Origin of the sequence: Vibrio sp. 10N.247.311.14, assembly GCF_041467715.1 — a bacterium.
In the GTDB taxonomy this organism is placed as follows: Bacteria; Pseudomonadota; Gammaproteobacteria; order Enterobacterales; family Vibrionaceae; genus Vibrio; species Vibrio crassostreae_C.
In genome coordinates, this window is sequence record NZ_JBFSVE010000047.1 from 8640 (window position 1) to 23085 (window position 14446).

The 14446-nt window shown below is 44.2% G+C and carries 8 protein-coding genes and 3 pseudogenes; 4 read left to right on the forward strand and 7 right to left on the reverse strand.

Going from position 1 to position 14446, the window contains the following annotated elements:
* Positions 1-118 precede the first annotated feature (118 nt).
* Positions 119-5290, forward strand: a complete 5172-nt coding sequence (locus AB6F11_RS16325; RefSeq protein WP_372130630.1) for a beta strand repeat-containing protein — start codon at positions 119-121, stop codon at positions 5288-5290.
* A 71-nt stretch (positions 5291-5361) separates the two neighbouring features.
* On the opposite strand, the gene AB6F11_RS16330 is transcribed toward AB6F11_RS16325, so the two are convergent.
* Together AB6F11_RS16330 and AB6F11_RS16335 are read right to left on the reverse strand one after the other, a co-directional pair.
* Positions 5362-6555, reverse strand: coding sequence for a class I SAM-dependent methyltransferase (locus AB6F11_RS16330; RefSeq protein ID WP_010440717.1), 1194 nt, complete (start codon positions 6553-6555; stop codon positions 5362-5364).
* Between the two features lie 129 nt (positions 6556-6684).
* A pseudogene (locus tag AB6F11_RS16335) lies at positions 6685-7755 on the reverse strand (methyl-accepting chemotaxis protein); the annotation flags it as partial.
* A gap of 227 nt (positions 7756-7982) precedes the next feature.
* Here AB6F11_RS16335 and istA point away from each other — a divergent pair.
* Both istA and istB read left to right on the forward strand, forming a co-directional pair.
* A pseudogene (gene istA / locus AB6F11_RS16340) lies at positions 7983-9515 on the forward strand (IS21 family transposase).
* 10 nt (positions 9516-9525) lie between these two features.
* The gene (istB, locus tag AB6F11_RS16345; protein WP_102394661.1) at positions 9526-10266 is read left to right on the forward strand and encodes an IS21-like element ISVch3 family helper ATPase IstB; all 741 of its coding nucleotides are present in this window, start codon (positions 9526-9528) and stop codon (positions 10264-10266) included.
* A 79-nt stretch (positions 10267-10345) separates the two neighbouring features.
* Here the strand turns inward: istB and AB6F11_RS16350 are convergent.
* A pseudogene (locus AB6F11_RS16350) lies at positions 10346-10687 on the reverse strand (methyl-accepting chemotaxis protein); the annotation flags it as partial.
* Between the two features lie 88 nt (positions 10688-10775).
* Between AB6F11_RS16350 and yccX the strand changes: the two are divergent.
* A complete protein-coding gene (gene yccX / locus AB6F11_RS16355) occupies positions 10776-11063 on the forward strand; it encodes an acylphosphatase (RefSeq protein WP_017059706.1) in 288 nt (95 codons plus the stop codon).
* A gap of 59 nt (positions 11064-11122) precedes the next feature.
* On the opposite strand, the gene AB6F11_RS16360 is transcribed toward yccX, so the two are convergent.
* The 4 genes from AB6F11_RS16360 to AB6F11_RS16375 form a co-directional block, all read right to left on the reverse strand.
* Positions 11123-11452: a TusE/DsrC/DsvC family sulfur relay protein gene (locus AB6F11_RS16360; protein WP_017057205.1), complete on the reverse strand. Its 330-nt coding sequence runs from the start codon at positions 11450-11452 to the stop codon at positions 11123-11125.
* A 160-nt stretch (positions 11453-11612) separates the two neighbouring features.
* Complete coding sequence (locus AB6F11_RS16365) at positions 11613-12278, reverse strand: Bax inhibitor-1/YccA family protein (RefSeq protein WP_017057206.1); 666 nt, start codon at positions 12276-12278, stop codon at positions 11613-11615.
* Between the two features lie 282 nt (positions 12279-12560).
* On the reverse strand, positions 12561-13325 hold the full coding sequence (locus tag AB6F11_RS16370; protein ID WP_017059704.1) for an amino acid ABC transporter ATP-binding protein: 765 nt from the start codon (positions 13323-13325) through the stop codon (positions 12561-12563).
* Between the two features lie 22 nt (positions 13326-13347).
* Entirely contained in the window at positions 13348-14445 is a 1098-nt protein-coding gene (locus AB6F11_RS16375; RefSeq protein WP_017059703.1) for an amino acid ABC transporter permease, read from the reverse strand.
* Between the last annotated feature and the right edge of the window lies 1 nt (position 14446).

Sequence of the window (14446 nt, forward strand, 5' to 3'; positions counted from 1 at the left end):
GGCGGATGGCGCAGATACAGAAACCATCACGATCACCATCAATGGTGCGGAAGACGACTCAGAAATCACGCTAGAAACTGGCGACAGCGATACAGGCAGCGTGACGGAAGACGTTGCGGTGACTGACGGCAACCTAACCACGACGGGCAGCGTGACGCTGACCGATGCGGACGGCGATGGCGCGTTCGGCACGCCAGTGTTCGATGCGGACAACTCAACCGTGAGCTCCGAGCTGGGCAGCTTAAGCATCGCAGCCGATGGTACGTGGACGTACACCGTGAATAACGACGCGGTGCAGTACCTGGATGCGAATGAAAGCGAGACGGTGACGTACACGATCCCGACGGCGGATGGCGCAGATACAGAAACCATCACGATCACCATCAATGGTGCGGAAGACGGCCCAACCATCGATGTGGTGGCAGAGGCAGCGTTCAATGAAAACGACGCGGCGGTAGATACCGTGGTGGCGACGTTCACGGCGTCGGATGAAGAAGACGGCACACCAAGTGTTGCCTTCACCCCGGGCACAAACACCGATGGTTACTACGCGATCAGCGGCACCGATGTGGTACTGACGCAAGCGGGTGTTGACGCGGTGAATGCAGGCGAGACACTGCCAGCGGTGAGCCTAACGGCGACCGATAGCGACAATGCGACGGCGGTTGACAGCGATACACCAACTTATAACTCTGTTGACGCTATAGATGATGGTTCGTTAAGCCAGGAATACACTGCTTCTGCCGATTTTACTGATGGTATTACGATTCCAACTGGAAGTGATGGCCAACCTCTGTTCTCGATTGAAGCCATCACTTATGACTCCGATGGTAATGAGACATCAGGGACTATATCTGAATTAAGTGGCTTTGGAATTGGTGTCGCAGGCTCTATTAGGGATAGCGGACAAATTGCTGATCAGATTGAATATGATCCTGGATCTGACACCTCTGAAAAAATTAAATTTGAATTTAGTGAGCTAGCTAATAATGTCGATTTTAGCGTTTCACGACTTTTTGGTAGTGAAAATGAAGGAGAACAAGGTGCTTGGTCTGCATATTATAATGGAGAGCTTGTCGCTTCAGGAGTATTCAAAACGGATTCTGGCGCTTCTACGGGCGACTTTAACATCGACACCGGTGATATTGTATTTGATACGTTAGTCTTCGAAGCAGATTCGAATGGTGTACGAGTTGGGGATTCTTCTGATTATGTCTTATCTTCAATTAGCGTTACCGGAATAGATCTAGGTGATGGTGCGATCATTGCTGATGAAGACGACGGCGTCTCTGTGACCGACGCTAATGCAGGACTTCTTGCAAACGATATCGATGATCAAAATGATACCTTTTCATTGACCGCTGTAAATGGCCAGACGATTACTAATGGTTCAGTTGTTACTCTTCCAAGTGGCGCATTGCTTACTATTTATGCCGATGGGACTTACGACTATGACACCAACGACGTCTATGATTACTTGCAAGCTGGGGAACTAACGACTGAGAGCTTCACATATACAATTACAGATGAACATGGCGCAACAGATACTGCGACAGCAAATATTAATATTATTGGTAGTAATGACGCTCCTAGCGGAAATCCAGATACCGCAACTCTCGAAGAAGGTAGCACAGTCACCTTTACTCCTGATCAGTTGTTAGTTAATGATGTTGATAACGATGACACGAATTTGGCTGTTCTTTCGCTAGCAAGTGACTCGTCTGGTACAAATGAGGTTGATATATCCTCTCCAGGTTCGACGTTCTTTACAAGTTTAGGTGGGACGGTAACTATAAATGATGATGGTTCATTTAGTTATCAAGCTCCTCAAGGCCAGGATCATACTCAAGGCGTAGCAATAACTGATTCCATTTATTATTTAGTTACTGATGGCAAAGGAAACTCCAATTGGACTGAGATCGAAATCGCGGTTACGGATAGTGGACCGACTGCAGTTGACGACTTTGATAGTGTTGGCTTTGGCGGTTTCGGCTTCGGTAACTTGATCTCTGGTGAAAACGACGGTTCAGGTAAGGATGACTTAGGTAGTGATATTACGAAAGTAACCAGTATTACTTTCGATGGCCAGAAATACAATGAATGGAACAATAACGGTGAGATCGTCATTGACACAGGTACGGCTATTGCTACGTTTAATCAAGACGGCAGCTATAGCTACCAATCAACTCAAGCTGAAGGTCAAGTGAAGTCGTTTTCAACAAACGACATGCTTAATAATAATGGTATTGAGCTGTATGCTTATAACGATTATCAACAAGTTGATGTTACTAACCTAAACAGTAACTCTGCCAGTGTAGTCGAGATCAACAGTAAGGTTGGTATCTACTACGCCAACTCCGAAGGAAACGGCGATCAAATACGTTATGACGAGGCATTGGTTACTAAGTTTAGCGGCGAGGTTTCTGTCGCTAACTTTACTTTGAATGGCGTTGCTGACAGTGAAGAAGTGTTCTGGAAGGCATACGACAATCAGGGTTCGCTAGTTGATAGTGGTACTATAAGTAGTAACGACTTAACTATTGCTTCTGATAGTGGTTTTGAAACTGTGGTGCTTTATACAGGTACTACCAATAACTTTATGGTAGAGAGTGTTGAGGTTCAATACGGCGTAGGCTCGGCTAATCAAGATACGTTCCAATACGAGTTGACTGATGCTGATGGTAGTGAGTCTTCAGCTCAATTGACAGTTACACAAGACTCATTACCAGTAGCTAAAGATAATAGCGAAGAGGTATATGAAGCTGGTCTTGAATCGGGTACTGATGCTAATAGTGACGCAAGTATTGTGACCGGCAATATCCTTGACAATGATAGTGGCGTTAGTAGTTCTACGTTAATTAGTGCAGTTAACGGTCAGGCACCAGTAAATGGAATCGTGGTTGTTACTACATCTTACGGTACGTTGACTGTATATACTGATGATTCTAATGGCTTCCGTTCAGGGGACTTTGAATATGAATTAACTAACACATCAATCGGTGATGATGTTGTAGATAGTTTTAGTTACACAATATCAAATAGCGTTGGTGTTACGGATAGTGCGCAGCTTAATATTAATATCGTTGATGATGTGCCTATTGTCAGTGACGTTGAACGCAACTTAACGACCACATCAGACCCTATAACAACAAATTTGACTTTTGCTCTCGACTTGTCAGGTAGTATGGACTATTCAGCTGGTAATGGGAAAAGCTACCTAGAAACGGCAATTGAAGCCTTGACGGCTCTCGTTAGCGAAGTTGATGATACCGGTGATGTCAATGTTCAAATAGTTACTTTCTCAGGTAATAATATAGTCAATTCTGGTTGGCTATCAGACGATGTCGCTCAGGTGGTTACGTATCTTGAATCCTTGCAAGCTAACGGTGGAACACGATATAGCGATGCACTAGAAAAAGTAATGGACAGTGGTGATTTACCAACTTCTGATCAGAGTTTTGTGTACTTTATTTCAGATGGTGAGCCTAATAATGGGTTTAGCGTGGGTTCAACTCTTCAAAACAGTTGGAATAGCTACTTAGAATCATCAAACTATGATATTTCTTTTGCTATAGGTATCGGCAACGCACCACTAGATGAGCTAACGCCTATCGCGCATTCTCCTGATCCTGACGATGATGATAGCAATTATGCTGTTGTGGTTGATGATGCTGATGATTTGACCAATACAGTTTTAGAGTATTTTGACAACAACAGTATTAGTGGTGACGTTAAGTTGTTTGACACTGAAGGCGGTATTTTAGAAGGAGCTGACGGTGTATCAATAACATCGATTGTCATCGACGGTATCACTTATGAGTATGATGTGAGTTCACCTGAAATTACAGTTTCAACCGCGTTAGGCGGGGAGTTTAGGATTAATTTCGATTCCGGTGAATATTATTACAGTATTGTCGTTGACCGAAATGTATTAAACGAGAGTGAAGTTATTCAAGTGCAGGTTGAAGATGGGGATGGAGATCAGGACTCTCTAAAATTAACGCTTAATATCGATTACTATGCGACCGTCGATGCGAACGTAAATAATATTATTACTAATTTGAACAGTGACTCTCCATTGTCTATTGATACTGATTATCTTACGCACTCAGACGCAATAACTTCAGATACGATTGTTTCTAGTGTCGAAAGCTCTGAGGCTACAGTTACTCTAAATGAGGAAGCTGTTATTTTAGAAAATGCTGAAAGTGGTGATGAGTTCAGTTATGTGATTGATGGAAATGGCGTTTCAGATAGCGCTGATGTTGAAGTGAATTTTGTCGACAGTTCTGTTTTATCAGGAACACAAGCTGATGATATTATTATAGGTAAGCCGACTGATAGATTAGTTGAGTTGGCAACCGTTACTGCAACCGTTCGTTCCGGTGATACTTACAATACCGCTAATCAATACGGATTCGTATTGTCTAGCTTGGCTGCTAGTTTGTCCGTAATGCAAATTAGTATTGACTTGAGTAGTATCGACAACAATGCTAACTGGGATATCAGTGATAGCCTAAACCCTTTATACCAAACAGAGTCAAAAGGCATCGAGCAAACTGATAATATTTGGGATGCGATGGACTCGGATTCTTCAGTACTGATTGCTAATTTTGTTGATGGTGATTTTACAAGCGATGATGAGTTTTGGTTCACATTCGATACTGACAATTTTGGTAGAGATCAAGGCAGTAGCTTTATAGGTGCATCTTTTGAAGTGGTTTTGAATGATGGCTCAGTATTAAATGGTACGTATGAATCAGATAATAACGGTGGAGCGATTGCTGTAATTGATAACCATACAAACAAACTCTATGGGGAAGGTGGTGATGATGTCTTGGTTGCAGATAATGGTAATGATCTTCTTGATGGTGGAGAGGGTGATGATCTATTAATTGGTGGGTTAGGTGATGACATCTTGACTGGTGGCAGCGGTGATGATTTGTTCCAGTGGGTTGACCAGCCGTTCCAAGGCGATATTGATACAATAACCGACTTTGCTTTAGGCCAAGATCACTTAGATATATCGCAGTTATTGCCAACGGAAAATTCAATGTCAGATTTACTTGACCATATCACGATTGAAAAAGTCGATAATGGTGGCGGGGATAAGGATTTAGTGATTACTATCTCTGAAGATGCGAGCAACAGCGGTCAAACACAAACAATTGTACTCGACAATACGGGAAATCAATTTGACTCAGTGAATGCCCAAGGCGATGGCAGCGTGATTAGTAGCGACTTAAGTAACTTGGTTAATCAACTCTTCGTGAATTTACCAGAACAATAACAAAAAGGGCCGAAAGGCCCTTTTTTAATAGATCTTGTTTGCTATAAAAGCTAGATTCTAAAGCACTAAGATTAAAGCACCTTACAAGCAAAACCTTTTAGGTAGAAACCTTCTGGATAAGCTGTATCTGTTAAATGATCGGCTGCTTGCTCGAAGCGCTCGACAAATTTTACGGTTCTGCCTGCGTCTAGTGCCGCATCAGCAATGATTTTTTGGAATAAGTCAGCGCCCATTAAGCCAGAGCAAGAGTAGGTGAGTAGAGTGCCACCTGGTTTCAGTATTTGCATCGCAAGCATGTTAACGTCTTTATAGCCGTTCGCGCCAGATGTCAGGTTGTTCTTACTTGAAACGAATTTTGGTGGATCCATGATCACTACGTCGAACTTCGTGCCTTGGTCTCGGTATTCGCGAAGTAGTTTGAATACGTCTGCGTTTAGGAATACTGCACGCTTTTTCGAGATGTCGAACTCATTCAGCTCAGCGTTGAACTTAGCTGTATCAAGAGCTAATTGAGAAACGTCTGCATTGATTACACGCTTAGCATCACCTTTAAGGGCATACAGACCAAAACCACCTGTGTACGAGAAACAGTTAAGGACATCTTTGCCTTTAACGTATTTCATCGATTCTTTACGGCTATCACGTTGGTCCATATAGAAGCCCGTTTTATGGCCTTCGATAATGTTTACGCTGATTTTCACACCGTTTTCTTCAATGACCACTGATTTAGGTGGTTCTTCACCGTGAAGTACGCCAACAACTTGTTCTAAGCCTTCTTTTTTACGGACTGCTACGTCAGAACGCTCATAAATATTGCAGTCAGGGAAACATTCAATTAAAGCTTCAACAAGTATGTTCTTATTAAACTCAGCTCCGGCGCTAAGTAATTGGCATACGAGGAAATCTTGATATTTGTCGATTGTGATACCGGGAAGGCCATCAGACTCTGCTGCAGTAAGGCGGTAGCCAGTTAGACCATCACGTTCAATGATATCTTCACGCAAAGATTGCGCGTCTTGAATTCGTTTTACGAAGAATGCTTTATTGATTTCTTCTTTTTCAAATGTCCAAACACGAGCTCGAATTTGAGATTCCGGTGAGTAAGCCGCTTTTGCAAGCCACTGACCATTTTGAGTGTATACGTCTACAGTTTCACCTGATTTTGGCTCGCCTTCGACTTTATCGATACCGCGTGAAAATACCCATGGGTGTTTACGGCGTAGTGATTTGTCACGGCCTTTAGCTAGATGAATTGAAGGAGTCATAATTTACTCTGTTTGTTGAATTTGAAGGAGGGGTATTGTCGAGGAAGTACAGTTGAAAAGCAAATAAGAAAGGGCTGCACAAGCAGCCCTAGTAATGATTAATCAGCACATACTGGCTAGATATAAGTATTAAGCTTTGAGACCTGTCAGCAAACCTTCCATCGTATCACTTTGTTTACGAAGTTGGTCAACATTGGAATTGCTCATACTGATCATTTCACAGATGCTATCTGACTGATGACGAATCTCCTCAACACTTTGAGCTATGTTATCTGCAACAACACCTTGCTCTTCCGCGGCTGTAGCAATCTGAGTACTACTGTCTGAGATAGATTGATTCTTTTCTGCTAAAGAGCCGATCTCGACATTCACTTCTGACATTAGTGTCTGGCCTTCATTAGCGTTGTTTACCGTTATTTCCATCAGTTTGGTTAGTGATTGGCTGTTACGTTGTAATGATTCAATCATGCTTTGGATTTCAACAGTTGCTTGTTGAGTACGACCTGCAAGGGCACGAACTTCATCGGCAACAACAGCGAATCCACGACCCTGCTCGCCGGCACGAGCGGCTTCGATAGCCGCGTTCAATGCGAGTAGATTGGTCTGCTCTGAAATGCCATTGATGGTTGTGACTACTTCATCGATCTGCGCCGCGTTGGCATCCAGTTCTTCTACTGCTTGTGAAGCGGACTGGATCTCTTGAGATAGGCTAGAGATAGACTCCAGTGTATTTGAAACCTTGACTTGACCGCTCTGAGCAACGCCGCGAGCGTCCATCGTTTGTGAGCTAGACGCATGAGCAAGGGTAGCGACTTCGCGAATGGTAGCCGCCATTTGTTCCGTTGCACTTGCTAAGCTATTCAGGTGTTCTTGTTGGTTACCTGAGATGTCTGAACTTTGTTGTGTTGACTGGTTCAAGTCCGAGCTGATCTGCTGCATGAGAGCGACAGACTCTTGGATTGATAGAACCATGTTTTGTTCACGCTCCGCAACTTTATCGATTGTAATCGCGATTTCACTGAACTCGTCACGAACTAAGAAGTAGTTCATGCGGCAAGTTAAGTCGCCATTCGCAAGCGTGTTCAGAGCTTTGTTCATAGAGAACATCGCGCCGCCAATAAAGGTCATGATGTAGTAAACACCTAGTGCGATAAGCGTTAGGGTTACAGCGATGATAGAAACCTGAGTCGTCGATAGTGCGTATTTCGGAGCATTCCGAACAGCCATTTCGGTATGACCCGAACACCTATTTCGGTTTAATCCGAACGCACATTCCGCGATTATCCGAACACTTTTAAGCGAACTCCGAAATCAGTGTTCGGAATAGCGAAAACCGCGTTCGGAATGCCCGAAATCCTTCCTTTTTCTCTTTTAAATCAATAGCTCGCTATTCTTTACTTCTTAAACAAGAACGTAAGGAAGCGACAATGGCTAAAAAGAGAACTCCAATGAACAAAATCAAAGAGATATTACGCCTTAAGTACGAGTGTGGGTTGTCCTACCGTAGTATTGCTAGTTGTCTCAATGTCAGCCTTGCAACAGTCTCTGAGCTTGTCGCTCGCTTTAAGCAAAGTCAGATAGGCTGGCCTCTCCCAGAAGATTGCAGTGATACAGACCTTACCAAAGCCCTATATCATTCGAAGCAAGCCAGTCGAGACAAGGTTATGCCAGACTTCGCTCAGTACGCTGTCGAACTCAAGCGTAAAGGCATGACAAAGATGTTGTTGTGGCAGGAGTACCACGAGCAATATCAAGAGCAAGCTTACGCTTACACTCAGTTCTGCGAGCACTTCACTCGTTGGTTCAAAACCCAAAAGCGCAGTATGCGTCAGCTCCATGTTGCAGGTGATAAGCTGTTTATCGATTACTGTGGGCCGAGGCTTCAAGTAGTCAACCCTGATACAGGTGAAGTGCGCGAAGCAGAAGTGTTCGTGGCGACCTTAGGAGCGTCCAATTACACCTATGTTGAAGCCTTCCCGAGTCAAGGTAAGCCTTACTGGTTAGAGGCGCATGCCAATGCACTCGAACACTTCGGTGGTGTCCCACGGCTCTTGGTTCCCGATAATCTACGCAGCGCGGTCAGCAAAGCTAACCGTTATGAACCGAGGCTTAATGAAAGCTATCAAAAACTGGCAAATCATTATCAAACTGCCGTGATGCCAGCTCGCCCCTACAAACCGAAAGACAAAGCCAAGGCAGAGAATGCTGTCCTCCTAGTGGAACGTTGGATCATGATGCGACTTCGCCATCAAACCTTCTATACCTTCAAAGAGCTGAACCTTGCCATCCGTGAGCTGATGAATGACTTAAACGAACGTGAGATGAAGCATTATGGTGCGAGCCGCAAAGCGCTGTTCGACAAACTCGATAAACCCGCGTTAAAGCCTCTTCCTAAGCAGCGATATCTATATACTGAAACCAAGCGAGCCAAGGTTGGGCCTGATTATCACATCGAATATCGCCGTCACTACTACTCGGTTCCCCATCAGCTTGTTGGCCACCATGTCGAACTGGAAGCCTCCAACCGTCTGGTGCAAATCTACCATCAAGGTAACTTGGTCGCCTAGCACCCGCGTAGCCAAAGGGAGCGCGGAAACAGCACTCAACCTGAGCACATGCCGAGTAATCATCAACATCAAAAGTGGTCGCCTGGACGTTTACTCAACTGGGGGGCCAATATCGGCCCCGCCACACGGGAAGTCGTCAATAAAATGCTGAACTCTAAGCCTCATCCCGAGCAGTCGTATCGTTCTTGCCTTGGGCTGCTCAACCTGAGCAAAGCCCATGGCGAATCGCGCCTCGAGCAAGCCTGTAAAGATGCACTGATGCTGACAAAACCCAATTACACCTTCGTCAACAATCTACTCAAGAACAATCGTGAGGGGCAACTGAGTAAAGATAAAGCGAATACGCCGAACCTTGTTCACAGCAATGTTCGTGGCCCGAACTGTTATCACTAGGAGAAAGGATATGAACGCACTCAATGACCAACTTAAAACCCTGCGCTTGAGCCATGCGGCGAAAGCGTTAGAGCAGCAACAAGAGCAACTGACCACCTACGCAGAGCTGGACTTCGAGGAGCGGTTAAGCTTGCTCCTGGAGAGTGAAATCTTGAACCGTAATCAGAGCAAAATCCAACGCTTGAAGCGACAAGCAAAGCTGAGAGTGGATGCCCAGCCGAGCCAACTCATCTACAAAGAGGGACGAAATCTCAATCGTAAACAGATGAGCGAACTGCTAACAGGCAGTTATCTGCATAAGCATCAGAATATCTTGATCACAGGCCCAACAGGTACTGGCAAAACCTATCTTGGTTGCGCTCTGGCAACCAGTGCCTGCGACCAACAGCAAACCGTCAGGTACTACCGATTAACTCGCTTGCTTGATGATCTGACCGCAGGTCGTCTGGATGGTAGCTATCAAAAACAACTTCAGTCGCTGGCTAAGAAAGGCTTACTACTCCTCGACGACTGGGGGATGGAAAAACTGACTCAAGAGCATGCTGGTCACTTGTTAGAAGTGCTTGAAGACCGTTACCAAAACAGCAGCACAATCGTCATCAGCCAGTTACCAGTAAAAGAGTGGTACAACATGATCGGCAACGCCACTGTCGCTGACGCTCTAATGGATCGTCTAGTTCACAATAGTCATCGAATAGAACTGGGAGGAGAATCAATGAGAAAACTGGCGCAATCCGAACACTTAGAGTAAAAATAGGGAAAGAGAAAAAGTGCTGGTTCAGGTGTTCGGAATAAACCGAAACAAGCGTTCGCAATCACCGAAATACGCACGATAGAGCAGACCAAAGGTTTTGGTCATGGTTAGCAACTAGGCTGAACGCTCCATTCATCACTGAAACAGAACCAGCACCGTAGCCTAAAGAGATGGTTTCAGAGCTGCTGACAAGCTGAGCTACTTGATCTTTAGTGAGTTGACCCGCTTCGATAAGCCCTTTCATCAAGAGCATTTCTTCTTGATAAAGGTGAGCAAGTAAAGAGTCCGCGGCACTATCTAAAACGAGAGTTAATATAACCAGGGCGAGAAGAGGCAATAAGAAGAGTAGATAGAACTTTTCTTGGATTTTTAGGTGAATGAGATATTTGTCAATCCAACGAAATGGGATTTCTTTCATAATCGTTATACTCGAAGTAAGTCCACCAATAAGCGGTGAATGAATAGAAACTCGACTATATCATTCATATAATTTATGAGGCAACGTTATGGAAAGTTCACAATATATTTTTGTCGTGTCAGGCGTAGTTCAATGTGTTGGGTTCCGTTACCACACCAGTAGGCAGGCGCAAGCTATGGGTCTCTCAGGTTATGCAAAGAACTTAAATGATGGTCGAGTTGAAGTGTTAGTTGTCGGAGAGAGTCAGCAAATTGAGAAGTTACATGCTTGGCTCTATATTGGCCCTTCGAGCGCAACAGTAGACAACGTTGTGATGCATCAAGTTAAAGATAGTGAGCGCCAAGACGTACGCATAGGGGCGTTTAAAATACTGTAGTTGTAGCACTACAGTATTTTATATTGAACGTAACTTAATGACCTAAAGCGGGTTAGGTTTTACAAGCACTTTGCTGGTTTAGGTAAACCGGCGAGCTTGGTCGCTTGTTTTGCAGGGCCTTTTTTGAATAACTTGAAAAGGTACTTACTATTGCCTTTTTCTGGGCCGTGAGCTTTTTCCATTGCTTTAACGAGCATGCGAACCGCTGGTGAGGTGTTGAACTCTTCGTAAAAGCTCCTTACAAAATGTACGACTTCTAAGTGTGCATCTGTAAGTTCAATCGCCTCGTCTTGAGCAAGAATTTCAATCATGCCTTCTTCCCATTGCGTGTAATCCAATAGGTAGCCTTGAGCGTCGGTTTCGATTTGCTTGCCGTTATATTCAAACATGTTTAATCCAGAATCCAATTAACTATGCGGATAGGGTACATGACCAAGTTTGTCTTTCTCAACAGAAATTGTAGCTATCCAATGAAATATCGTACTTATAGATACAAAAAAGCCCAAGAGGTAGGCTCTTGGGCTAGATATTCTTCAATGATGGGAACGATTAGTCGTCGCTGCCCATGATGCCTAGGATGCTTAGTAGGCTGATGAAGATGTTGTAGATCGATACGTACAAGCTGATCGTTGCAGAGATGTAGTTTGTTTCACCGCCACGAATGATGTTTTGCGTTGTAAGCAAGATAACACCAGTCGAGAACAGGATGAACATACCGCTCATTGCCAATGATAGTAGAGGCATTTGTAGGAAGATGTTTGCAACCATACCTACAAGTAGTACTACGAAACCCGCTAATAGCATGCCATTAAGGAACGACAGGTCACGCTTAGTTGTTAGTGCGTAAGCTGATGCGCCCATAAACGCCAGTGCTGTACCGCCAAGTGCAGTTAGGATGACATCACCCATGCCTGCGCCAACGTACATGTTTAAGATTGGACCGATGGTGTAGCCTAAGAAACCTGTAAATAGGAATGTGAAGACTAGACCCATGCTGTTGTCACGGTTCTTTTCTGTTAGGAAAAGTAGGCCGTAGAAGCCAACTAGCATGATAATAAGACCCGGGCGAGGAAGGTTCATCGCCATGGATACGCCTGCTACAACAGCAGACCAAAGTAGTGTCATAGACAGTAATGCGTAGGTGTTACGCAACACTTTATTGGTTTGCAGAGCACTTTCTTGAGATGCTGTGCGTGAAAACATAGGGCTGTTCATAATCTTCCTCGTAAGGTGACTTCAATAGTTATTAGTACATTTATGGGGGTGAAAGTTCGAAAAATCAAGTCTCTCATTCCTCTTGTATACGTAAAATAATAATCAAAATAGTCGGTTAAGTGTTTCTGAAGGTGTAACAAATTATTTCTTAAAGTGCAGTTAAGGTTCGTTGTTCAATTTTAATCGCACTGAATCGCTGTTTATAATCTTGAAAAACTAATTATAACACTGAAAACAAAGAGGCGACCTAAGCCGCCTCTGTAGTTTATGCATCATAACACATTAGTGGTGTAAGATTTGGCTTAAGAAGTTCTGCGTTCTGTCTGATTGTGGGTTTTCAAAGAAATCGACAGGGTTGTTCTCTTCTATGATTTCACCGGCATCCATGAAGATAACGCGATCCGCGACCTCTTTAGCAAAGCCCATCTCGTGCGTTACACAAAGCATCGTCATGCCTTCTTCTGCAAGCTCAACCATTACGTCTAACACCTCACGAACCATTTCTGGATCGAGCGCCGACGTTGGCTCATCAAACAGCATCACTTGAGGGTTCATACACAAAGAGCGAGCGATAGCTACACGCTGCTGTTGACCACCTGAAAGCTGACCTGGGAACTTGTCCGCTTGCTCAGGGATTTTTACGCGCTCTAGGTACTTCATTGCAATCGCTTCGGCTTCTTCTTTTGGCATCTTTTTGACCCAGATTGGAGCCAGAGTACAGTTCTCTAATACCGTCAGATGTGGAAACAGATTGAAGTGTTGGAAACACATGCCGACATCTCTACGCACGGCTTCGATGTTCTTTAGGTCTTCCGTTAATTCATTACCTGAAACGAAGATATGACCTTTTTGGTGCTCTTCTAATCGGTTGATGCAGCGGATCATCGTTGATTTACCAGAGCCTGAAGGGCCACAGATAACGATTTTCTCGCCTTTTTTAACTTCTAAATTGATGTTCTTAAGTACGTGGAATTCACCGTACCACTTGTTCATGTCTTTCAACTCGATCATAAGACCTTGAGAGTTGTTTTCTGTCTGCTGCGTCATAATACGTCCTTGATCTTGTTAATTATCGTTTGTGACCGGTGTGAAGTCTGTTTTCTAGCCATATCGAATATCTCGACATGCCAAAACAAAACACCCAGAACACTAACGCGACAAATACATAACTTTCTGTTGAATACCCAAGCCATTCAGGGTCGGTATTCGCGGCTTGGCCAATTCCTAGTACATCAAACATACCAATAATCAAAACAAGACTGGTATCTTTAAACAAACCAATGAAGGTGTTCACAATTGAAGGAATCGTGATTTTAAGAGCTTGAGGTAGAATGATAAGCCCAGTCTTTTTCCAGTAGCTTAACCCCAGAGCATCAGCTGCTTCGTATTGGCCTTTTGGTATTGCTTGTAGACCACCTCGAATTACTTCGGCCATGTAGGCTGCACTGAATAGAACTACCCCTACAAGTGCTCGAATGAGCTTATCGGTTTCTGTCCCTTCTGATAAAAAGAGTGGCAGCATTACTGAAGCCATGAATAGAACTGTAATGAGCGGTACGCCACGCCAAATTTCGATGTATACGGTACACATACTGCGAATGATCGGCATCTCTGAGCGACGCCCAAGAGCAAGTGCAACACCAATAGGGAGTGACACTACAATACCAACAAGTGCGATGACCAGTGTAACCAATAGGCCGCCCCATTTATGGGTATCAACAACTTCTAACCCAAAGACGCCACCGTATAGCAAGCCGGCAATGATAAATGGGTAGATGTTGACGAAGAACAACCAAATCCACGTACGTTTAGGTGTTTTTTCATAAGCCAGTAAGGCTACAAAAATGGCCAACGTTGCGTAGAAGAGGCGAGGTCGCCACAGTTCAGCTTCTGGGTAGAAGCCATACATGAATTGGTCCCAACGAACGCTGATAAAAACCCAACAAGCGCCTTCGCTAGTACAGGCATCGCGTGTGGTTCCTATCCAGTCGGCACTGATGAATGCCCAATCCGCTATTGCCCATAATAGGGTGAAAGCAAAGTAAGCAAGAATCACAGTGACGACGCTGTTAATAGGTCCATTAAATAGATTTTTTCTTAACCAACCGACTGGCCCAACGGTATTCGCTGGAGGCGGAAGATCAGGTTGAAATTGATGTGTACTCATC

Excerpts from the sequence above, each read along its gene's own strand:
- AB6F11_RS16330 (WP_010440717.1), bottom strand. The coding sequence starts at position 6,555 with ATGACTCCTTCAATTCATCTAGCTAAAGGCCGTGACAAATCACTACGC.
- istB (WP_102394661.1), top strand. The coding sequence starts at position 9,526 with ATGAACGCACTCAATGACCAACTTAAAACCCTGCGCTTGAGCCATGCG.
- yccX (WP_017059706.1), top strand. The coding sequence starts at position 10,776 with ATGGAAAGTTCACAATATATTTTTGTCGTGTCAGGCGTAGTTCAATGT.
- AB6F11_RS16360 (WP_017057205.1), bottom strand. The coding sequence starts at position 11,452 with ATGTTTGAATATAACGGCAAGCAAATCGAAACCGACGCTCAAGGCTAC.
- AB6F11_RS16365 (WP_017057206.1), bottom strand. The coding sequence starts at position 12,278 with ATGAACAGCCCTATGTTTTCACGCACAGCATCTCAAGAAAGTGCTCTG.
- AB6F11_RS16370 (WP_017059704.1), bottom strand. The coding sequence starts at position 13,325 with ATGACGCAGCAGACAGAAAACAACTCTCAAGGTCTTATGATCGAGTTG.
- AB6F11_RS16375 (WP_017059703.1), bottom strand. The coding sequence starts at position 14,445 with ATGAGTACACATCAATTTCAACCTGATCTTCCGCCTCCAGCGAATACC.